The 22502-nt window shown below is 46.8% G+C and carries 22 protein-coding genes; 7 read left to right on the top strand and 15 right to left on the bottom strand.

Going from position 1 to position 22502, the window contains the following annotated elements:
* Nucleotides 1-64: 64 nt before the first annotated feature.
* Nucleotides 65-532 (top strand): hypothetical protein, encoded by a 468-nt coding sequence (locus JC525_RS15995; RefSeq protein WP_198816722.1) that lies wholly within the window; start codon nt 65-67, stop codon nt 530-532.
* On the opposite strand, the gene JC525_RS16000 is transcribed toward JC525_RS15995, so the two are convergent.
* The 14 genes from JC525_RS16000 to JC525_RS16065 form a co-directional block, all read right to left on the bottom strand.
* Nucleotides 529-1710: an NAD(P)/FAD-dependent oxidoreductase gene (locus JC525_RS16000; RefSeq protein WP_198816723.1), complete on the bottom strand. Its 1182-nt coding sequence runs from the start codon at nt 1708-1710 to the stop codon at nt 529-531. The two genes, JC525_RS15995 and JC525_RS16000, sit on opposite strands and share 4 nt — an antisense overlap.
* Nucleotides 1703-2743, bottom strand: a complete 1041-nt coding sequence (locus tag JC525_RS16005) for an ABC transporter ATP-binding protein (RefSeq protein WP_198816724.1) — start codon at nt 2741-2743, stop codon at nt 1703-1705. Before JC525_RS16005 ends, JC525_RS16000 begins: the two co-directional genes overlap by 8 nt.
* Nucleotides 2743-4266: an ABC transporter permease gene (locus JC525_RS16010; protein ID WP_198816725.1), complete on the bottom strand. Its 1524-nt coding sequence runs from the start codon at nt 4264-4266 to the stop codon at nt 2743-2745. Before JC525_RS16010 ends, JC525_RS16005 begins: the two co-directional genes overlap by 1 nt.
* Nucleotides 4263-5297 (bottom strand): extracellular solute-binding protein, encoded by a 1035-nt coding sequence (locus JC525_RS16015; RefSeq protein WP_198816726.1) that lies wholly within the window; start codon nt 5295-5297, stop codon nt 4263-4265. The genes JC525_RS16010 and JC525_RS16015 overlap by 4 nt, the downstream gene beginning before the upstream one ends.
* A 9-nt stretch (nt 5298-5306) precedes the next feature.
* Nucleotides 5307-6116, bottom strand: coding sequence for a hypothetical protein (locus JC525_RS16020; RefSeq protein WP_198816727.1), 810 nt, complete (start codon nt 6114-6116; stop codon nt 5307-5309).
* 346 nt (nt 6117-6462) lie between these two features.
* Entirely contained in the window at nt 6463-6936 is a 474-nt protein-coding gene (locus JC525_RS16025) for a peroxiredoxin (RefSeq protein ID WP_198816728.1), read from the bottom strand.
* 1 nt (nt 6937) lies between these two features.
* Nucleotides 6938-7723: a class I SAM-dependent methyltransferase gene (locus JC525_RS16030; protein WP_198816729.1), complete on the bottom strand. Its 786-nt coding sequence runs from the start codon at nt 7721-7723 to the stop codon at nt 6938-6940.
* Nucleotides 7716-9788: an ATP-dependent DNA helicase RecG gene (recG, locus tag JC525_RS16035; RefSeq protein ID WP_198816745.1), complete on the bottom strand. Its 2073-nt coding sequence runs from the start codon at nt 9786-9788 to the stop codon at nt 7716-7718. The genes JC525_RS16030 and recG overlap by 8 nt, the downstream gene beginning before the upstream one ends.
* Before the next feature lie 185 nt (nt 9789-9973).
* The gene (gene trmH / locus JC525_RS16040) at nt 9974-10681 is read right to left on the bottom strand and encodes a tRNA (guanosine(18)-2'-O)-methyltransferase TrmH (RefSeq protein ID WP_198816730.1); all 708 of its coding nucleotides are present in this window, start codon (nt 10679-10681) and stop codon (nt 9974-9976) included.
* A gap of 3 nt (nt 10682-10684) precedes the next feature.
* Nucleotides 10685-11071 carry a RidA family protein gene (locus JC525_RS16045; protein ID WP_014975316.1) on the bottom strand — a complete coding sequence of 129 codons (387 nt, stop codon included), beginning with the start codon at nt 11069-11071 and terminating at the stop codon, nt 10685-10687.
* 23 nt (nt 11072-11094) lie between these two features.
* A complete protein-coding gene (spoT, locus tag JC525_RS16050) occupies nt 11095-13206 on the bottom strand; it encodes a bifunctional GTP diphosphokinase/guanosine-3',5'-bis pyrophosphate 3'-pyrophosphohydrolase (protein WP_198816731.1) in 2112 nt (703 codons plus the stop codon).
* Nucleotides 13207-13357: 151 nt separating this feature from the next.
* Nucleotides 13358-13630: a DNA-directed RNA polymerase subunit omega gene (rpoZ, locus tag JC525_RS16055; protein WP_198816732.1), complete on the bottom strand. Its 273-nt coding sequence runs from the start codon at nt 13628-13630 to the stop codon at nt 13358-13360.
* A gap of 170 nt (nt 13631-13800) precedes the next feature.
* Nucleotides 13801-14442, bottom strand: a complete 642-nt coding sequence (gene gmk, locus JC525_RS16060; protein WP_198816733.1) for a guanylate kinase — start codon at nt 14440-14442, stop codon at nt 13801-13803.
* Between the two features lie 54 nt (nt 14443-14496).
* Entirely contained in the window at nt 14497-14637 is a 141-nt protein-coding gene (locus JC525_RS16065; protein ID WP_198816734.1) for a hypothetical protein, read from the bottom strand.
* Nucleotides 14638-14724: 87 nt separating this feature from the next.
* Between JC525_RS16065 and JC525_RS16070 the strand changes: the two genes are divergently transcribed.
* Nucleotides 14725-15396, top strand: a complete 672-nt coding sequence (locus tag JC525_RS16070) for an alpha/beta hydrolase (protein ID WP_198816735.1) — start codon at nt 14725-14727, stop codon at nt 15394-15396.
* Between the two features lie 2 nt (nt 15397-15398).
* Here JC525_RS16070 and JC525_RS16075 read toward each other — a convergent pair whose 3' ends face one another.
* Nucleotides 15399-16460 carry a GGDEF domain-containing protein gene (locus tag JC525_RS16075; protein WP_198816736.1) on the bottom strand — a complete coding sequence of 354 codons (1062 nt, stop codon included), beginning with the start codon at nt 16458-16460 and terminating at the stop codon, nt 15399-15401.
* A 196-nt stretch (nt 16461-16656) separates the two neighbouring features.
* Between JC525_RS16075 and hemC the strand changes: the two genes are divergently transcribed.
* The 5 genes from hemC (at nt 16657) to JC525_RS16100 (ending at nt 22187) form a co-directional block, all read left to right on the top strand.
* Nucleotides 16657-17595, top strand: coding sequence for a hydroxymethylbilane synthase (gene hemC / locus JC525_RS16080; protein WP_198816737.1), 939 nt, complete (start codon nt 16657-16659; stop codon nt 17593-17595).
* 57 nt (nt 17596-17652) lie between these two features.
* The gene (locus JC525_RS16085) at nt 17653-18384 is read left to right on the top strand and encodes a uroporphyrinogen-III synthase (RefSeq protein ID WP_198816738.1); all 732 of its coding nucleotides are present in this window, start codon (nt 17653-17655) and stop codon (nt 18382-18384) included.
* The gene (locus tag JC525_RS16090) at nt 18385-19557 is read left to right on the top strand and encodes a uroporphyrinogen-III C-methyltransferase (protein WP_198816739.1); all 1173 of its coding nucleotides are present in this window, start codon (nt 18385-18387) and stop codon (nt 19555-19557) included.
* Nucleotides 19554-20729, top strand: coding sequence for a heme biosynthesis HemY N-terminal domain-containing protein (locus tag JC525_RS16095; protein WP_198816740.1), 1176 nt, complete (start codon nt 19554-19556; stop codon nt 20727-20729). Before JC525_RS16090 ends, JC525_RS16095 begins: the two co-directional genes overlap by 4 nt.
* Nucleotides 20730-21299: 570 nt before the next feature.
* Nucleotides 21300-22187, top strand: a complete 888-nt coding sequence (locus JC525_RS16100) for a hypothetical protein (RefSeq protein WP_198816741.1) — start codon at nt 21300-21302, stop codon at nt 22185-22187.
* Nucleotides 22188-22502: the final 315 nt, after the last annotated feature.

Consider the following 22502-nt stretch of genomic DNA (forward strand, 5'->3'; position numbering starts at 1 on the left):
GCCAAAGGTGTTAGAGAGTTAGTCTTTCTATGAAGTCACGGTGAAAAGGTAAGTGAGCTCCGTTATGCAATTAAGAAAAGCAATCGTTTTATTCGCTGTTTTGACATTGTCCCCATTTACTTATGCTACAGACGCTGGACATCATTGGCAGACAACACCCCACCATTTATCTGCATTGGTAGGTACGACCTATACCAAAGAGTGCGGAAACGCATTCACATTAGGTATCGACTACGAATACCGTGTGAGCGACTTTTTAGGTGTGGGGTTTGTTGCAGAGTACGCTTATGAAGATTTAGATGCGTATACTTATCTACTGGTTGCAGACCTTCACATCACTAACAACTTTATTGCACAAATTGGCCCCGGGGTGGAATTTCACGGCAGTCATAAAATGGAGGTGGCTCGTTTAGGCTTTTTGTACGAGTTTGAAGTATCTGGCTTTACCATCTCGCCGCAGCTTCATTACGACTACCACCGAAACCACAAAAGCGCTGTTGTTGCAGGGCTTGCGATTGGTATGTCGTTTTAAACCACCTGCCCCGCTGCCCAGCCACTGCTCCAAGCCCATTGGAAATTAAAGCCACCTAGCCAACCGGTAACGTCAACCACTTCGCCAATAAAGAAGAGGCCTTCCACGTTTTTAGCCATCATGGTTTTAGACGATAACTCGTTGGTATCTACCCCACCTATGGTGACCTCGGCAGTGCGATAACCTTCTGTACCGTTGGGTTTTACCTGCCAATTCTCAAGCGTGTCAGCAATGGCATCACATTCCCCATGAGTAAGCTGTTTAATCGGTACGTTGCGCCAATTATGGTATTCAATAAAGCTTTGCACCATACGCTTTGGGAACACTTTGTTAAGGCAGGTAGCCAGCAGGGCATCGGGGGTTTCAGTACGTGCGGTTTGTATAAGCGCCGTGGCGTCGTCATTGGGCAGCGTATTAATACTTAAGCTGTCACCCGCCTCCCAATAGCTGGAAATTTGAAGCATAGCCGGGCCGCTTAAGCCACGGTGAGTAAACAGCATGGCTTCTTTAAACGTGGTGTCGTTACAGCTTGCGTATACGTCTACTGCAATACCGCTCAGTTCGGCCAGTGTCTCTTTGTCTTTATCGTGCAAAGTAAATGGCACGAGGGCTGCCCGGGTAGGTAAAACCTTCAGACCAAATTGCTCGGCAATTTTGTAACCAAACGGGGTGGCACCAAGCTTTGGCATACTCAAACCGCCAGTCGCAATAACCAGCGACTCGCACTCATAATCCCCATTTGTAGTTGAAAGTAAGTACCCACTTTCTGTTTTCTCTACGCTTAAAATTTCACAGCGGGTAGTAATGGTAACGCCCGCTTTGTTACATTCATTAAGTAGTAAGTCAACGATGTCTTTGGCGCTATCATCACAAAATAATTGGCCCAATGTCTTTTCATGATAGGCAATGCCATGTTCTGCCACTAAACCAATAAAGTCCCATTGGGTATAGCGGCTAAGCGCCGACTTACAAAAATGGGGGTTTTGCGATAGAAAGTTTTCAGGCCCCGCATACATATTGGTAAAGTTACAGCGACCACCGCCCGACATAAGAATTTTACGCCCAACTTTTTTGGCATGGTCGAGCACTTCTACACTGCGCCCGCGCGCGCCTGCCTGAGCTGCACAAAAAAGCCCAGCTGCGCCGGCCCCAATCACTATAACATCGCGCTTAATCACGGCTATCCTTTGGAAACACCGCTAGCGGGTGCGAAGTAATAAGCTGAACAAAAGCGCGGGTGCCCGGCTTAATAGCATTTTCGTGACTTACACGTACTTTAAGCTCGTCACCACTATCTAACATAACCGCGTACAAACGGCTTTCGCCTTCATAGCGCACCCATTCTACCGTGCAGTTGGTCTCACTAAGCGTAGCGTCTAGGCTTAAATCGTCAGGGCGCACCAGCAAATCTACATTGCCATTTGCCCCTTGCAGCGGTGTTCCTGGTACGTTACCAATTTCAGTAACGACAGTTTTGTCTGGATTTGCTTCACTAGCATCAAATGTTGCGCTCAAGAAACTAGCTTCGCCCATAAAGCGCGCCACAAATCGGCTGGCTGGCGAAGAATAACAGGCTTCTGGCGTGTCTAATTGCTCTAACACGCCTTTATTTAGAATACCTATCCTATCACCTACACTAAGCGCTTCTTCTTGGTCATGGGTAACCCAAATAGCGGGCACGCCTGCTTTTTTAAGCGCATCGCGAATTTCCCAGCGCAAACTGTCTTTAAGGGCGGCATCTAAGTTTGAAAGCGGTTCGTCAAGCAGTACATAGGCCGGCTCGTGGGCCAACGTTCTTGCCAACGCCACGCGCTGCTTTTGCCCGCCAGATAATCGCGCAGGTTTGGCATCACGAAAGTTATCTAGCCCTAATAGTGCTAACCAGTGATCAGCAAGCTTCGTATCTTTTAAACGGAAACACACATTCTGCTGAACCGTGAGGTGAGGAAAAAGCGCAAAATCTTGAAACACCATGCCCACGTTACGTTTTTCAGGTGGAACATGCTTGCTAGACGTACTTTGCCATTTGCCTAGACTCATTGCACCCTCAGAAATAGGAATAAGCCCTGCAAGCGCTTGCAAAATAGTCGTTTTACCGCAGCCGGTTGGTCCAACCAACATAAGGATTTCGTCTTGACCAAGTTCAAGATTTAACTTGTCGACAACGCGGGTAGACCCATAATTCACTGACAAATTACTAACACTTAGCATTACGAACGATCATCCTCAGTAACGGTAAATTGGGCTTTTCTTTCGCCCGAAAGCATAAGGATTAACCCCACGCCTGATAATAAAACTAATAACAACCCCGGTACGGCGGCACGACCAAAATAACCAGCCTCATACACACGCCACATATAAGTGGCTAAGGTTTCGAACCCCGTTGGCCCAAGCATTAAGGTAGCGGGAAGCTCTCGCATGGCCTCTAAAAACACTAAGGCTGCGCCGGCTATCATACCACGTAGAGTGAGCGGCAGCGTAACCCGCATAAAGGCTTCCCGCGGGCTAGCACCGAGTACACGGGCCGCCTTTACTAGACCTGAATCGATGTTTTCGGCAGTACTTCTTACGCTACCCACCGCAAGTGGAATAAAGCGCAGCACGTAAGCCATCACCAGCAAGCTCAGGGTTTGATAAAGGGCTGGCAGGTATGTAAGCCCAACGTAAACTAGCGCCGTCCCCATAACAATACCGGGTACACCAAAGCCAAAATAAGTAATGCGTTCCATAAAGCGCCCCGCTTTGCCGGCAATCGCGGCATGAGCGACAGGAATAGCAAGTAATACGGCAACAATGGCTGCAATGAAAGACGCATGGGCTGAATTCCATGCGTAGCTTAACTCGAACCCTCCGGTGCCTTCACGTATTAGCCAGAGGGTAAAAATGGCTAACGGAAGCACAATAGCTAACAGCACTATCGGCATAGTAGCGAGCAACATAAGGTTGCGCTGCCATCGTGCTGGAAATAGCGATAAATGCCTGCCAGGTCGTTCTTGGGCTCCACTAACACGGCTCTCGATAAATAGGATGAGCCCTACAATAACCATAAGCTGCAAGCTTAGCATGGCCGCTTGGCTTAAGCCGAACGCGTTGTATTCAACAAAGATCACGCGGGTAAACGTGTCGAAGCCCATAATGGCCGGCGTGCCAAAGTCGGACAATGCATAAAGCGCAGCAAGTAAAGCGCCTGCCGCTACGCTATTGACGACTCGAGGCAACACTACGCGCCATAGGCTAGCACCTAGCGATAAACCTAACGTGCGGGCAGCATTCACCAAGCTTGCATCTAAACTTAACAGGCTAGAACGGGTGGTCATCATCACAAAGGGGTAAGTGTAAAGGCTCATTACTAACGCAGAGCCCCACAATCCGCTGATGGGCGGCGTGGTAATACCTAATATATTTTCTATTTCACCGCCTCTGCCAAATGAGAAGTACATCGCAAACGCACCGATATAACTGGGTAGTGCCAGTGGCGCGGCAAGCAGAATTAGCCAAAAACGCTTGAACGGCATTTGCACATAGGCAGTAAGAAAGGCAAGAGGGACACCAATAAGCACCGACCCAATTATGGTAAGTACCACCAGTGAAATGGTGTTACCTAAAACCCGCAGGTTATGGGTATCGAAAAGCTGCGCACTGTCTTGGGCTAAAGAAAACAAAACGCCGACGGGCAGTAAAGCCATCAGCGCAATAAGCAGTGCCAGTGGATACGACTTTGGCCAGTTTGTCACAGTACGCCGACTTCCCTCATTAAATTAAGAGTGGGGCGTAAATCAGCCAGTTTGCGAAGGTCCATTTCTGGAGGAGAGAGCGTACTCAAACTTGCTAAGCCCTGCGGCTGTTCAACGCCCTGAACAAGCGGTATTTCGTAGGCTTCACGAGCAAGATACGACTGCACCTCTTGTGATAGCAAATAGCGAATAAAGTTAACCGGTAAGTCGCCGTCACTTAACGCGACAATACCCGACGCGTTTACTAAGCAACCCGCATCGCCCTTGGTGTATGCTAGCGCTACATTGGCATCGGGCTTGCCTGATTTAAGACGCAGCGTGTAATAGTGATTGGCAAAACCGATGTCCACTTCTCCACGCTCAACGCCCATTACCACGCCAAGTTCACCAGCATATTTTTTAGAATGCTTGTTAATGCCTTTGAGCCAGGCTTTTGTCGCCTTATCACCCTCTAAAATGCGCATTGCCGTAACAAATGATTGGAACGACGAATAAGCGGGTGCCCAACCAATTTTTAAATCGCTGTCAGCCAGCGCCATTACGCTTTCTGGTATCTGCTCTGGCTTAACGCGCTTGGTGTTATATGGCAAGGTTCTTACTCGGCCGGTGACGGGCGACCAACTTGGGTACTGAAAATCTTCGCGCAGCTGCGAACGTAAATCGTTAGGTAAAGGCTTAGCAGCGCCTGCGTCGGTGACAACCCCAATTGAACCGGTATCCACCGCCCAGAAAAGGTCGGCGCGTTTTACGCCAGCTTTTGTTTCCGCAACAATGGTATTTGCCAGTGCTGCCGAACCGCCCCGTCTAACCTTCAAGTTCAGCTTAGGGTTGCGCTTTTCAATGGCTTTTAGAACATTCTCGTACAGCCCGCCTTCACCACGCCCTAAATACAAGGTGAGATCACCTTCTAATTTGGGCAATGATTCAACTGACACGCTGCCTGTTTGCGTCATTGCCTTTGCAAGACCAACGGGCAAAGCTGATAAAGCACCCGCTGCCGCTAAGCCCTGTAAGAATGTTCTTCGTTGCATACCCCTTCCTTAAAAAACGTCTTTGCGACTTTGCTCTACTTCAACTAAAAGTGCGCGAGCGCGATCAAGCTTGACCTGCATAGACTCTACCACTTTGCGCACAGCATCTACGCCCGTGTCTTTCGAGATGGCCTGAGGAAGCGTAACGTTAAAGTCTTTTTCGAGGTCTTCAACTAATGCTGCGTCTTTTGCAATCAAGTCACCTTCCACGCCTTCGAAACGCTGAAGGTAAGTATCGTGAACAAGCGTCGTTGCCACCTCATGCAGCTGTTCTGCATACTTAGCAACCACGCGGTCAAGACGTGTTTTAATATCATCGATGGCTTCAGGGCCAGTGGTCGGTTCTTTTTCAGTGGTTTGAACCTGGCTCACTAATCCTTTCTTTTGATACTGGGCTGCAAGTTTAACTGCGCCTAGCGCCTGCCACAAGGCATGATTTAGCTTCTCTTGCTCTACGCGAACAGCGTCAACGGGCTTACCTTCGTCTATTGCCATTTTTACGCCGTAAATACCCTGCCAGATAGAAGCATATATAGGCACATATTGGGTTTCAATTGCGGAATGAAAATCCACTTCTTCCCAATATTCGATGAGCGCGTCTGACTTAACAGACTTGTCTTTTTCTTCATACGCATCAACAACACCGCCAAACTTTTCCTCTAGCCAGTGTACCTCTTCGGTGTATTCACCAATATGCGCGTGAAGATTGTTCACGTGACCGCCAATCGCACCATTTGCAAATGCCTGAGACGATAGCATCGAGAATGTCACCGCAGATGCCAGAACTAAAGCACTCATTTTTTTCAGTGTTGTTGTCATAATTGTTCCTAAAACGTTTGTCTTATCGCGCAAATGATACTTATTATCATTAAGCAAGTAAAGGTAACTGAACGAGTCTACATGCTACGTAACTCGGTGTTCAAACTCTGACAGCATGTACCTTCAATCCTCTCCACTATAAGGCAAGGCGCATTAATCATAGCTGAACGTGTTGATATTCAACGCAATTCATTGTGCGAGAGATCACGCTCTGACGTCATTTTAATGAATTTCAATTTTAAGTATACGGATATGTAAATTAATGAATATTCACGAACGCTTTAACGAAAAAAGCCCGCAACCTAGGTTGCGGGCTTATCTTAACGTTTTCTAGCTAAAAAGCGTGCTACAGGCTATCTAGCATGCTTTGTGCGTCGCTTACGTCAAACCTGCCTGGGTCTTCCACATTCAACTTTTTCACTTCGCCATCTTCTACGAGCATTGAATAGCGCAATGAGCGTAAACCACCGAAGTTACCTGTGCCCATATCCAAACCAATTTGCTTAGTGAAGAAACCGTTGCCATCAGCTAGCATTACAATTTCATCCGCATTATTTGCTTTACCCCATGCATCCATTACAAATGCATCGTTCACGCTCAAGCAAATAATGGTATCGATGCCTTTCGCTTTAATCTTATCAGCAAGCGCTACATAGCCTGGCAAGTGTGCTTGTGAACAGGTTGGCGTAAATGCTCCCGGCACTGCAAACACAACAACGCGTTTTTCCGAAAACAACTCATTCGTTCCTGGGTTGGTTATTTCGCCATTTACTAAAAGGCTAAAATCTACTTCAGGCAAAGTGCCCCCAACTTGTATCATGCTACTCTCCTAGATTTTTTTGACACAAATACACATCAAATCTGTGTTTTTTGCTTTCAATAGCCATTGATGCTTTCATTCCTGCCAGCACGTTTGCACTGTTTGGGCGCTTCACCACTACCCGGTGCGTAGCTAGCTCTAGTGCTGGCGGTAACAGCGCATCTGCGTCTGGGTCATGACCAAGCAGTTGCTGAAACAGCCGCATTTCCTTTTTCACCAAGGCTGACTTCTTTTTATGTGGAAACATGGGGTCTAAATAAACCGCATTCACATTCTCACCACTGAAGTATTGCATTACCTCAGCACTATTTCCATGCCGTAAGGTCATTTGTGAAGCAAGTTCTGGAAAACTAAGTGCTAACCTTCGGATGCCGTCTTCCAGCAACGCCGCTACAATAGGCGAGCGCTCTATCATGGTCACTTTACAGCCTACGCTCACAAGTACAAAAGCGTCTCGCCCTAATCCGGGCGTAGCATCTACAACATGCCACTTTTCGTTACCTTTAAGACCGATGGCTTTAACAATAGGCTCTTTACGGCCACCACCGTGCTGCTTTCGATATAAACTCGCTGGTGATGCAAAGTCCACTTCTACTGGCAACACCTTCTTATCACTTGCGTCGGCTAGCCCCAGCACACCATTTTGCACCTGAAGGTAGAAGCCTTCATTGGCTTTTTCACTGTGAGTGATAATAGGAAAATGCCACTTTTCACTTACCGCGTTTACCAGCGCAGTATCATCACTACTGCTGTTTTCAGCAGCAACTAAAGGCACACTATTAAGCATGGCCGTACTGCTCCTTATGCCCTATCCAGCGGTTAATAATGGCTTGAGCGTGAGAGGGGTATTTGCTCCATAGCGTATACGCAATTTCTTGCACTTTTGGAATGAGCGCAGCGTCGCGCACCAAATCTGCTATTTTAAGCTCTGCCATACCCGTTTGTTTCGTGCCCATAAACTCGCCCGGACCTCGAATTTCTAAATCGCGCTGTGCTATATAAAACCCGTCGTTAGATTCACGTAATACGCCAAGGCGCTGGGTTGCCGTTTTAGATAGCGGGCTTTGATACATAAGTACGCACTGACTTTCAACGGCTCCACGCCCTACTCTGCCACGTAACTGGTGAAGCTGAGCTAGACCCAAACGCTCCGGGTTTTCAATAATCATAATGCTAGCGTTAGGCACATCTACGCCTACTTCAATAACCGTAGTCGCCACCAGTAAGTCCAGCTTACCGTCTTTAAAGTCAGCCATAACCTGCGCTTTTTCAGCGGGCTTTAACCGCCCGTGTACTAAGCCTACTTGTAAGTCAGGTAGCGCGGTGCGCAATGTAACGGCGGCATCTTCTGCGGCCTGACACTCTAACACTTCAGATTCATCAATAAGCGTACACACCCAATAAGCTTGTCGGCCATTATCTTTGCAGGCCTGTCGTACCCGCTCTATTACGTCAGCGCGGCGTGTATCGGGTAACACAACCGTTTGTACTGGCGTTCTCCCTGGGGGAAGTTCATCAATAATCGACGTGTCTAAATCAGCATAAGCAGTCATCGCTAACGTTCTTGGAATAGGTGTGGCGGTCATGATCAACTGATGAGGATAGCGGCCCTGCTGTTCGCCCTTATCGCGCAAAGCCAAACGCTGATGTACCCCAAAGCGGTGCTGCTCGTCTACAATCACCAGCGCTAGCTGCTGATAGTTCACGCTTTCCTGGAAAATAGCGTGCGTACCCACCAACATTTGAATGTCACCAGCTTCTAAGCGCGCCATGACTTCATTGCGAGCTTTTCCTTTGAGCTTTCCAGCGAGCCAGCCTACTTCTATACCGAGAGGCTCTAACCAACCGCGAAAGTTATTCGCGTGCTGTTCAGCCAAAAGTTCGGTAGGTGCCATTAGGGCCACTTGATGCCCAGCACCTATGGCGGATAGCGCGGCAAGTGCCGCCACCAAGGTTTTGCCCGAGCCCACATCGCCCTGAACCAGACGCATCATGGGCCGGGCATGCTGCATATCGTTTTGTATGTCTGCCACAACTCTTGCCTGAGCACCGGTAGGTGAAAACGGCAGCTGTGCTAGCATCTTATCGATAAGCGGCTGGTTCACTTTAATGGGAATACCGGGCTGGGCATCAGACAACTTACGCACTTTCAACACGCTTAAGTGATGCGACAGTAGTTCTTCTAATATCAACCGATATTGAGCAGGATGCAGCCCCTCTTCCATCTCATGTACGTCAACATCAGGTGGCGGACGATGCACTAAATGAAGGGCTTCGTTAAGGCTAATCTGATCGTCGTACATACCTTCGGGCAGTAAATCTGCAAGTGCGCCTTTATCTAACAGCTTGAGCGCTTGGTCGGTTAAATTGCGAAGGGTTAACTGCTTAACCCCGTCGGTAGTGGGGTAAACCGGCGTGAGTGATTCTTCGGTAGGTGGCGCGTCTTCATCAACTAGCTTGAATTCGGGGTGCATCATTTCAATTCCCCATTTACCGGTGCGCACCTCACCAAAGCAGCGTACGGTGTTGCCTGGTGTCATCATCGACCGCTGTACAGCACCGAAGTGAAAAAAACGCAGCGTAATAGTGCCCGTGCCGTCGCTTAGCTTAACCACTAACATGCGCTTTTTACCATACTGGATATCGGCGCTCATTACCTCGCCTTGTACGCTTACATGGGTAAACGGGCGGCATTCGGCCACGCTGTAAATGCGGGTTCGGTCTTCGTAGCGATGGGGTAAATGAAACAGAATATCTTGAAGGGTAAACAAGCCAATTTTATTTAGCTTTTCTGCCACCTTTGCGCCTACGCCTTTAAGCGCAGTAATGGGTGTAGTGGCCAGTGCTTGCATCAAGCGACATCCTTCTTTTAAACCTTGCTTGCTTAAACTCTACAAAGCTCAAGCAAATGTTATTCAACGTGTTATTAAATAGGAAGTGTAAAGGATTGTTGAGGGGTTGGCGAGTACGCTTTAGGCCAGTTTGTTATGCTGGCCCCTATACAAGTGAGAGCAAAAGTAAAAGCAAAACCGGTGACTTAGTCTACTTCTAGTGCGTTTGCTTCTGCCTGGGTGATTTGCATCTCTTTCCACCAGCTTTCATCGGCATCTACTTCGCCTAATGAATTGATAGGAGGCAGCGGCAAACCTTTGCGTTGGCAAAGCTTGTACAAACGCGGGTAACCATTTTGAAACGCCAATGCCTGACATTCCTCTTCTGGTAACTGCTGCGTGTTATACATACCGGCAATAGTGCGCTGGCGCTGGGCTTCGTAAAGTACCAGCGCGGCGGCCACTGAAACATTAAGCGACTGCACCATGCCCATCATAGGTATAACAATGTCATGGTCGGCCATGGCTTTTGCTTCATCCGTAGCGCCATATTTCTCTTGCCCGAATAAAATAGCGGTAGGCTTGGTATAGTCGATATCACGAAAGTCTAGAGCAGTATCGGATAAGTGGGTAACTAACACCTGCATACCCTGCCCTTTAAGCTCCGCCATCGCATCACTGATATTGTCGTGATTAGTTTGGCGCACCCATTGCTGACTGCCCATGGCCGAGCCACGACGAAACTGGTATTTCTTTTCCCAAACGGTATGAACGCGATGAATACCCACCGCATCACACGTCCTTACTACCGCCGAAACGTTATGCGGCTTGTGCACATTTTCAAGACAAACCGTAAGATCGGTTTGCCTTCTTTCCAGCACCTGTCTCATGCGCTGGTAACGCTCAGGTGACATGGCTTACTCCGGCAGTTCCATCACACCGTCAATTTCAATTTGCGCACCTTTAGGTAGCGCTGAAACTTGAACGGCAGCTCGCGCTGGGTAAGGCTTGGTAAAGTAACGGCTCATGATCTCATTAACCGTTGCAAAGTGACCAAGGTCGATAAGGAAAATGTTAACTTTCACCAAATCGTTCGTTGTGCCGCCTGCCGCGTCACACACCGCTTTAATGTTTTCAAAAACTTGTACCGCTTGCGCTTCAAAATCATCAGATACCATTTCCATGGTTTCAGCAACCAGTGGGATTTGGCCTGAAAGGTAAACGGTAGTACCCGCTTTTACCGCTTGGCTGTAAGTACCAATAGCGGCAGGTGCCTTATCGGTCTGAATAATAGACTTAGACATAGTGGTTCCTAAATAAGTAGTAATTAGTGTCGAGATTGACTATGGCGAGACACTTTCTGAACTTCCGGCATGGTGCGTATTTTCTTCATCACGCGAGCCAAGTGCACACGATTGTGTGTGGTAAGTTCAAGGTCTATAAAGTAGATGTTACTCTCTTTCTCTTCAGTTTGCAGACCAATGATGTTGGAATCGCACCCTGAAATAGTGTTCGTTAATGTTGCCAGTGTCCCTTGATGGTTAAACAGCTCGATGCGCAGGGACGCTTTAAATTCACCTTGTGGATTGTCGTCCCACCGCATGGGCAGCACACGCTGAGGCTCTTCTCTTGTGAGCTTGCGAATATTGTTGCAGCCCGTTTGATGGATAGTCATTCCGCGGCCAGGACTTAGCACCGCTACAATTTCATCATCTGGGATGGGGTGGCAACAACGAGAATAATGAACAAGTAACCCTTCGGTGCCCCGAATCGCTACATTACCTTTTTTATCTGATAAATCCGTTGTGCTTTCGCCAAGTAAACGACGAGCGACAATGGCGCTCAATTCGTTGCCAAGCCCAATATCAACAAGTAGATCATCAAAATTGTCGTGTTTAGTCTCTGCAACCACCCGTTCGATATCGTCGTTTGGAATATCATCTAGCTTGACGCTTCCTAACGCATGGCGAAGTAAGCGGTTGCCCATGTTTACCGCTTCTTGAGAATGCTGCTTGCGTAAGTACTGACGAATGCGTGTTCGCGCACGAGCACTTACTACAAAGTTTAGCCAATTCGCATTAGGCTTCGCTTTGGGAGAAGTAATGATTTCAACGGTTTGACCGTTCTCAAGAGGCTTACTCAAACTGTAGTTTCTGCGCTCTACACGCACACCTACACAGGTATTACCCACATCAGAGTGCACTGCATAGGCAAAATCGACGGCGGTTGCGCCTGTAGGTAGTTCTATAATACGGCCGTCTGGTGTGAACACGTAAATTTCATCAGGGAAAAGGTCAGTTTTAACCGATTCGATGAATTCAAAGGACGAACTGGCCGATTGCTGTAATTCAAGCAAGCTTTGCATCCACTTACGTGCGCGAAGCTGCGCAGTAGTGCCATTGTCACCTGGCTCTTTATAAAGCCAATGTGCGGCTACCCCTTTGTCAGCCATTTGGTCCATTTCCTGTGTACGAATTTGTATTTCAACAGGAATTCCGTGTGGTCCAATTAATGAGGTATGTAGCGACTGGTAACCGTTAGTACGGGGTATCGCAATGTAATCTTTGAAACGATTTTCAATGGGTTTATAAAGCCCATGCATTGCCCCGAGTGCGCGATAGCAATTATCTACCGAGTCCACCACAATGCGAAACGCGTAAATGTCCATTACCTCGTTGAACATCAGTTCTTTGTTTTTCATTTTGCGGTAAATGGAATACAGGTGTTTTTCGCGTCCAAGCACATTCGAATCGATTTGGTAGGCGTCTAAACGGGTATTGAGCTCTTCACGGATATTTTCGATGATCTCTTTACGATTACCACGCGCTTGTCGAACTGCCGATTTTAGGGCGCGATGGCGCATCGGATACATGGCTTGGAAACCCAGATCTTCTAGCTCGTTTTTAATGTCGTGTATACCTAGGCGATGGGCTATCGGCGCGTAAATCTCTAAGGTTTCAAGAGCAATACGTCTGCGCTTATCTGGTCGCAGAGAACCAAGAGTACGCATATTGTGCGTGCGGTCGGCAAGCTTAATGAGAATAACCCTGATGTCTTGCACCATAGCCATCATCATTTTGCGAAAGTTTTCGGCTTGCGCTTCTTGTTTGGTGCTAAACGCTAATTTATCTAGCTTACTGACACCTTCAACCAGTTCGGCAACCGTATCGCCAAAGGCTTCTGCCAAGTCTTCTTTGCTGTAATGGGTATCTTCGATAACATCGTGAAGCAGTGCCGCCATGATCGTTTCATGATCAAGGTGCATATCCGCCAGAATACCTGCAACGGCAACGGGGTGTGTAATGTATGGGTCGCCACTTGAACGCATTTGTCCATCGTGCGCTTCTTGCGCAAGCACAAAAGAATCCTGAACCAGCTGCACGCGCTCGGCTGGCAAGTACTCTAAAACTTTCTGCTTTAAACCTTCAAACAAATACACAGCGAAGCGTTACCCTAATCACTCTTACAAAACGTTATAACACTAAGAATACGTTTTATTGTGCAATAAGCCAATACACCAAAAGTAAAGCGCCAGTGCTTTTTTCAAAGCACTGGCGCTAAATTACAGTTAAAACCGTTGAAAGTAAGTTTTACTGATCAGATAAAATGTTCGCAACAGAGGCAAACTCAGCATGTTCTTGCTGTTCTTGAGCTTGAAGATCCGCTTGTTCTAGCGTAGCAGCAGTGACAAAACCTTCTTCAATTTCGCGAAGTGCTGTTACAGTTGGCTTATCGTTTTGAACGTCAACCATAGGATCTTTTCCTCCAGTGGCAATTTGACGTGCACGGCGTGCAGCAACAAGCACTAGGTCAAAGCGGTTACCAATTTTATCTACGGCATCTTCTACAGTTACGCGAGCCATGTATTTCTCCGGAAATTAGGTTGAGCAATTTATTCAAAAAACGGCCGCGTAGTATACACAAACACACTGCGCGATCCTAGTATTTTGTTTGAAATTGAAGCAGTCAGATCTGGGCGACGTATTGTTGATCTTAAGGTCTTTAAGCCATCGCCATAGTGGATATGATAAACCTACGCATTACCCAGTAATTCGTCCAACAGCACCTGATGTCGCATTTGCTGTTTCATGGTGCGAAGACGTCTTGCTGTAACGATAGATTCTAAGTCATTTAACGCGGCAGCAAAATCATCGTTAATTATCACGCTATCGAACTCGTTAAAGTGAGACATTTCAGCCACTGCTTGCGCCATGCGGCCCGCAATGACCTCTTCAGAATCTTGCCCGCGACTATTTAAACGCTGCTCTAACACGTCTAACGATGGAGGCAAGATAAATATACCGCAAGTATCTGGCATAAGTGCTTTAACTTGGCGTGCGCCCTGCCAATCGATATCTAGAAACACATCTATTCCTCGATGAAGCGTTTGCTCAATGGTCACACGAGAGGTGCCGTAGTAGTTTCCAAATACTTCCGCATACTCGAAAAACACACCTTGCTCAATGAGTGCTTCAAACTGCTCACGGCTCACAAAATGATAGTGGACGCCATCAACTTCACCAGGTCGTGGTTGACGGGTGGTATGAGACACAGACACCTGCATAGGCGTGCTTTCATTGCCTTCGTACTTTTCCATTAGTGCCTTTATAAGGCTTGATTTTCCAGCTCCTGACGGAGCCGCAAGAATGAACAAGTTGCCAAGTAGTGAAGCCATAGGATATTAAAATTCTATCAAAATGTGGTGATTTCAAGTGGCGATGATAGCATATTAAGCCGTTGTGCCGTAACTATGATTATTGAGTTTATCCGTCGAAGGAGGATGTTTACCTTCGTTTAAATCGAAGTTCGGTAATAGCAAAATAACTAATAATAAGTTTCTACGAATGATGGGGTTAGAGTTATGACTCATACCCTACCATTGATAGAAAGATAGAGATTACCTGTGAGAAAGGATAACCACTGGTGATAAAGCAACAACTTAACAAGGAAATAAAGAATGACTCAGCAACTTCTGCCGTGCGTAGAAATTAATCCATCTGCTGCGCCCGATGCCTGCGTTATCTGGCTTCATGGCCTTGGCGATTCAGGTCACGGTTTTGCGCCTATTGTGCCTGAACTTAAACTTCCCGAATCTATGTCCGTTAAGTTTCTTTTCCCCCACGCGCCAGAACGCCCTATCACCATTAACAACGGTATGCGTATGCGAGCCTGGTACGACATTAAATCGTTAGACTTCGAAAGCCGCGCAGATTTAGAAGGTGTTAGAGCATCAGCAGAACAAGTTGAACAGCTTATTGAAGCGCAAATTGAAAGCGGCATACCGCCTGAACGCATTATACTTGCTGGGTTTTCACAAGGAGGAGTTATCGCGCTTCATTTGGCACCTAGGTTTGCGTACAAACTTGCCGGCGTGCTTGCGCTCTCTACTTATATGTGTGAGCCGTCATTGTTACAAAGCGAAGCAAACGATATGAACCGCGACACGCCGATTATGATGGCCCACGGTGAACAAGACGAAGTAGTACCTGTGTTCATGGGCAATGCAGCGTTTAAAACACTGAGCGAGTGTGGATTCAACGCAACGTGGCAAACCTACACCATGCAACACAATGTGTGTATGCAAGAACTTAACGATATTAGCGCGTGGCTTCAAACCAGCCTAAAATAGGGCTACTCGACAACGCGGTTTCTGCCCCCGTTTTTGGCTTTGTAGAGGTTGTCGTCTGCCTGCTTTAAACAGGCATGCAAACTGGTGTCAGTGAGCGCGGTCGCCACACCAAAGCTCGCTGTAATAGGGTGATTGATGTCACCCTTTACAAACGGGTTGGCCTCAATCGTCGTTCTCATTTTTTCAGCTAACTTTACAGCTTGACTCAGTGTTGCGTGGGGAAAGAGCACTAAGAATTCTTCGCCCCCTGTTCTCGCTACAACATCGGTCGCTCTTACTGATTTCTTCATTAAACGCGTTAAATGAATGAGAACCTCATCACCTACGTCGTGACCATACGTATCATTGATCTTTTTGAAATAATCAATATCAACCACCACTGCGCTTAATGGAAAATATGCGCCGGGATCTTGCATCGCCTTTTCAAAAAATACGGCCTCGAGAAAACGCCTGTTGGGTAACTTTGTTAACGGGTCGGTATTGGCTTGACGCATTCTCTCAAGGTTCTCACGTAACATTTCTTTTCGACTTTGATGCCAGAAGTTCTCGCCGATAAAGGCTACGCAAATGAAACAGAATGTCGCAATAAGAAAGCGTGAAACATGCTCGTCAGGATAAACCGCCAGAATATGGTTTTGGTTATACAGCATGAGAATGGCTATCCCCACCGTAATCGCCACGTACGCCATGGCAGGTTTAAATTGCACCACGACAATCTGAATGAAAAGCAGAGGGAATATAAAGTAGAGGCCCGTATTATTGAGCCCGCCCGTGTAAATTAAGCCGTTTATAGTAAGCATTACTACAAACCCGGCAATGTAGTAGAAAATATCTGCGCGCGGAAATATGTGAGATAGAATGACATTCGCGTACACAAATGCAGCAGAACCCCCTAGCATGCCCACCAAAAGTGGATTGTTAGTGCCCATATTTAGCCACGCCATGAAAGCCATGATGGTGCCGCCAACATAGGAGATAAAGTACAAGGTTAATCTTCTACGTTTGGCTTCAGCTTGGTCTTGCTGAGCTCCTCTAAGTAGCTGCCTCAGCGACGCGTTGTCCATTTGATGGTGATCTCCATAACTACTCTACATACCCCGTAATACCTTCAAGCATAGACTGTTTACTTATTAATAACAAAGAAGAAAATTACCGCTATTTACAAACATTAACGCAGAAAATGCGTATACTACGTATATCTCGTATGACGTTCAGTGATACGTCGCTTTAGTTCATCTTTTTTACTAGTTTGGAATAATCATGAGTCACCTCAACACCACCCGCACCGTTCGAATTGCTACTAGAAAGAGTGCACTAGCGCTCTGGCAAGCAGAGTATGTGAAGGCAAAATTGTTGGCGCATTATCCTGCAATGACTGTTGAGCTTGTTCCCATGAGTACGCAGGGCGACAAAATATTAGATACGCCTTTGGCAAAAATTGGTGGAAAAGGGCTGTTCATCAAAGAGCTTGAAATTGCCATGCTTGAAGGTCGTGCGGATATTGCTGTACATTCAATGAAAGATGTACCGGTAGAATTCCCTGAAGGCTTCGGTCTTCACGCTATTTGCGAGCGTGAAAATCCATTCGATGCTTTTGTATCTAATCATCACGACAGTCTAGACGCCCTGCCCCAAGGTGCGGTGGTCGGCACGTCAAGCCTTCGCAGACAATGTCAAATTCGCAAATACCGCCCTGACCTTATCATTAAAGACCTTCGCGGAAATGTGAATACTCGTCTTGCAAAACTGGATGCCGGTGAGTATGACGCCATCATATTGGCCTCTGCAGGTCTTATACGCCTGGAAATGGAATCACGCATTCGCATGCCGTTACCGGCGGATATTTCGTTACCCGCAGTAGGACAAGGTGCAGTGGGGATCGAATGTCGTAACGATGACGAAGAGTTAATCGCGCTACTTCAAACACTAAACCACGTGGACACTAACACCCGTGTTACGGCAGAACGCGCCATGAACGAGCGCCTAGAAGGCGGATGTCAAGTACCGATTGGTAGCTTTGCTACACTTGATGGCGACGTGCTAACGCTAACCGGCATGGTAGGTAAACCAGACGGCTCTGAGCTTCTTTTTGCCTCAGCGACAGCGTCAAGAGAAAACGCCAAGGATATTGGTGTTGAAGTTGCTGAAGCCCTTCTAGAGCAAGGTGCAGGAGAAATTCTTAAGGCGCTTTACAACTAAAGCGCTTTTCATGTCCGCGCGATATGGCGAAAACTAAAAGGATGAGGCTTCGTTTACATGCTACTGTTCACACGCCCTTTACCGAAATTAAAAGCTAGCGCGATAGCTTTTGAAAAAGCAGGCATAGAAGCCGTGGGCATAGCCACCTCGGATATTACGCCGGTTCCCTCAGAAAGCAGCGCTGCAGCTGCATTCCTGTTAAATAACCCCGTTGATGTGGTTGTAGTGACTAGTGTATACGCGGTAAAAACTGTAGTAGCCGGCCTTGGTAAAGCTATCAATAACCCGCCGCTTATCGTCGCCGTGGGCGATGCGACATTACGCAAACTACAGTCTGAGCTAGACGGATTTCCGCTAGATAAAATCGTTACACCTGACGTTCATACATCCGAAGGTATATTGGCAATGCATCAACTTAATGAGGCAAACTGTCAACACGTCGTTATTATTAAGGGCGAAGGTGGGCGAAGTGCCATTGCCGATGGATTAAACGAACAAGGAATGTTAGTGAATTGCTTCAACGTTTATAAAAGAGAGCTACTTACCCGTCCAATTTACACAAAACGGTGGAAAATGAGCGAAGTTAGCGGCATTATCGCTACAAGCGAAGCAATGGCACTACAATTAATAGCACAGTTCGATGACGCATTAATCGACCTTCCATGGTTAACAGTAAGTAGCCGTATTGCCAACACCCTGACTGTTAAAGGTGTTAAAAAGGTTAGCGTTTGTCAGCGAGCCACCGATCAGGCGCTCATCGCCTGGGTAAAGGATAACTGGGAGTATTAAATGGCCAATAATAATGAAAATAGCCCACAAATAGAGGAACGCGTAAACGTGGATGCTGAAAAAGAAGTGATTGAGTCTTCTGCCACACAGAGCGAATCGACAAAGGCTGGCGCTAAGCAAAAAAAATCATCAGGCAATGGCCTATTATGGTTCGTTGTAATCATCCTATTTTTAATTGTGTTGGGCATGGCAGGCGCTGGATATTGGTATTACATGCAGCAGCAATCGGCAAGCGCCGACTCTGCCACTACCCAGCAAAGTAACGCGACTAAATTAAACGCTATTGAACGTGAGCGTGCTGACATTTTAGCGACGCTGGAAGACGTGGCGCGAACAAATCAAACATTGCAAAGCACAGTGGCCGAACTGAAAACGCAGAACAAAAAACTCTCTTTGCAAGCTGAGTCTACACTGCAGCAACTTAACAATATGGAAGGCCGCCGCCCGGCAGACTGGTTAATAGCCGAAGCCGACTATTTAGTGCGTATGGCAGGCAGAAAGCTGTGGCTAGAAAACGATGTACGCACCGCCATTTTGCTTCTTGTTAACGCAGATAAGCGCTTAAAGTCTTTAGCAGACCCATCGGTATTGCCTGTTCGCGCTAGCCTGGCGGAAGATATTCAAACACTTCAGCAGCTTAACCCCGTCTCTCAGAGTTCAGTCGCCCTTGCACTTACCGGCATGATGGCACAAATTGACAAGCTTCCCCTAGATACCTTTGAAAAACCAGAAGACGCTAGCGCAGAAGACACTACCTTGTCGGAATCCGCTGACGATTGGCAAGACAACCTTGCTAAAGTATGGCGCTCGTTAGTTAATGATTTCTTAACCGTTAAAACCATTGAAGGCCCGGTAGAGCCAGTGCTTTCGCTAGAAGCGCAATTTTTAGCAAAAGAGCAGCTACGACTGCAGCTTATGCACGCACAAACTGCTGCACTTCAAGGCGATGCAGGCTTATATAATCAGTCGCTGCAATATGCCCAAACGCTAATTATCGAGAAATACGATACAGAGAAAAGCCAAGTGACCGGCTTTGTAGAAGCGCTACAAAATCTTATTGCAACTGACATTTCCCGTCCTATTCCTACTGAGCTGGCCTCGCAAAAGCCGCTAGAGCGTTTGTTAGATAGCCGTGTTAAGCAGGTATTTGGACAAGGAGCAAGCGCACTATGAAATGGTTAGCTATTGCCCTTGCGGTATTAGCCGCATTCGTTGTTGCGTTAATTGTCGGTCCCATGCTACTTGGCGATAAAGGCTACGTACTAATTTCATTAGGTAGTACCGCTATTGAGATGACGGTGATCAGCTTTTGTATCTTGGTGATTGGTGCCGTTATCGCTTGGTATGTACTATCGCGACTTGTTGTATGGGCATTAAGCCTTATAACGGGCTCTCACAAGTGGTTTGGTACACTGGGTGAGCGCAAGCGCAAACGCGCTTTTTATGATGGCCTTCACTCTATGGCGTCTGGTGATTTCGAGAGTGCTCAAAAGTCTTTAAGTAAAACCACAAACGGAGATTTTGAAGGCGTTAACTATTTAGCATCAGCTCAAATTGCCCTTGCTAATAATGACCTGTCCAAAGCCCGTTACTTCTTAGTACAGGCCACCGATTTCCCGAACGCAAAAGTCGCCGCGACAGTCATGCACGCCCGTGTCGATATGGCCGAAGAGAAATACGATGCGGCTCTTGAAAAGCTTAATGAGCTTGAAGAGAAAGAGCGCGATAACAAGCAAGTTGTTCAGCTTAAAGCGCGCATTCTTGCCAAGCTGGGCAAGTGGCAAGTATTGCAAGACAATCTATCTGCCTGGCGCAAGGCGCTACCTAAAGACGACTATACAGCGTGGAGCCAGCGTATTGCTAAAGGCAAATTTGCAGAAATTGCCAGTAAGCAAGGTGCTGTTGAGCTCAAATCATACTGGGAGGCGCTGCCGCGAAAACTTCGTCATGACGATGCATATCGCGCCGCGTATGTTCAGCAACTGCTCGACCAAGGCATGCATGCCGACGCGCAGCAGCTATTGGTTGAATGGCAAAAACGAGGCCCGAATAGCGCCCTATTCCCACTGTTCACGCAACTTAATATCCCTGACGCATCTCCGTCATTGCGTCTACTAGAAAGCTGGATAAAACAGGACGACGAAAATGTTGAACTGTATTCAACGCTAGGCCAAGTTGCGTTTAACTCGGGCGATGATGTGTTGGCTGAGAAAGCCTTGCTTAAAGCCACTAAAATGAAATCGCGCAAAGAAGATTTATTACTGCTGTCTGCAATTAGTGAACGCAAGCATGATACAGCTACAGCCCTTCAGCTTTATAAAGAAGGCCAGCAGCTAGCGAGCTAAGTGAAGTTTCATTGGCTATTTGCATTCTAAGGTTGGATATTAAGATGTCATCCATATGGAGACATTTCCGATTTGTGCAAAACTTGGTAGAAACTGGTTTGGTAGTCAAGGTCGCCTAAAGACAAGGAACGAACATTCAGGGCCTCATTTTGTCACTTCAGGTTTGTGCCAAAAGAGGTCATTTCGATTATGCAAATTTGTTGATCCATAATGTGCTGAAATGTCGTTAACACCAGCGCAATAGTTAGGATCTCTCGAACCTCCTAATTGATGCGTTTTATATATCTTCACTCATCGTATCCTGAATATCATCACGAGGTGGAACGAACTGTAGTAATACACTATTTCATGTCGGGAGTACTGGCACACCAATCACAGTGTTCCTGTGCTAATCTCCCACCTACAGGTGAATATGACGACTAATATATTACGTAAAACCAAAATAATTTCTCTGTTTAACTTTAACACGCTAGCACACTCTGAAAGCCACCTGTAACATAGGGTAATGTATAGCGCTAATTTGTCTTATATCACGTCAATTTATACGACCACGCATCTAAAGGAATAGCTATGGCAGCCAAATCAACTATCACTCATCAATATGATTTACCAATGGCAGTCATAGACATCGTGGCATTGCCTGAAGAGCGCTGCGTAGCCCTGAGTTGGAGCCAAGATCGTGGGTATCAATTTATTGCGTTGCAAGAGGGTAACTTTGATGCTCTTTCCTACACGATATCGTATAGCTTAGAAGAATTCTCATGTGCTGCCTTATTTAAAACCACATCTGGATTCGGCTGTGTATTCCCCGATAGTGTTATTACCTATACGCTCTCAGATAGTCACTTTCAAACATATCCCTTCGCCGAACCGCTTCCAATGGATGCTGCAAACCGTTCAACGTCACCGGTAAAAGCTCACATGGATGAACACACTGGTACAATCCACGTTATTTTGGAAGATTTCTTTTATAAAAGACGAGGACGGTTTATTTCAAAAATAAGCTTAAATAACAACCTTGCTCATTATTCACCATTGTATGCTTTTCCGTTCAACACAGCTTGGTATCACGAATGTAGTGACATCTGTTTTGATGAAAGGCCTCTTGTGCTCGCCATTAATTGCCCATCACTATGGCACAAAAGAGAGCCGTGCCCTTCGCGCTCAACGTACCTAGCGGTGATCAATGATGATGGTATCTGTAACGTGTCTCCGACTGAACACGGCCATGGGAGCTTTTCTTCAGATAAACAATACTTGATGGTTAAATCAATCTTCAGTCCCTATAGCGTTCATTTTTATTCTCTATCGGGTGATAAAGCATTTGTTCTAAACTTAACGCCCAAGCGTGTACTGGGAAACATTGATAGGAAGCGGTTGACACTCTTCGATAAATTTAACGACACTTTATGGCTTGCTCGCGATTATGATGTAACTCAGGTAAAGCTCTTGCGATAAACGCCTTACAATGCTTCTAGTTGCAGCGACTCGCGAACATAACTCTGCCAACTTGATTACACCGCTGCGTTGGACTCAAATTAAGTGAAAATATGAGCAGTTCGTAAAAAGGGAGGCTTTTTTGGACGAGTGAAAGTGAGTTTTTGTGGCTATCTCAACAGAGTCCAATGCCCCTGACACGGTCATCTAACTGAGTTATGTTAAACGTCAGTTTTTCGCTCTTGGCGAACTTTGTGCTCCAAAGTACTAACATCCGCTTCACGTACACAAGGGCTGCACAGGCAGCCCCTTACAGCCTAAACTTCTATAGATTCC

This window comes from Alteromonas sp. IB21, from assembly GCF_016405965.1.
Lineage (GTDB): Bacteria > Pseudomonadota > Gammaproteobacteria > Enterobacterales > Alteromonadaceae > Alteromonas.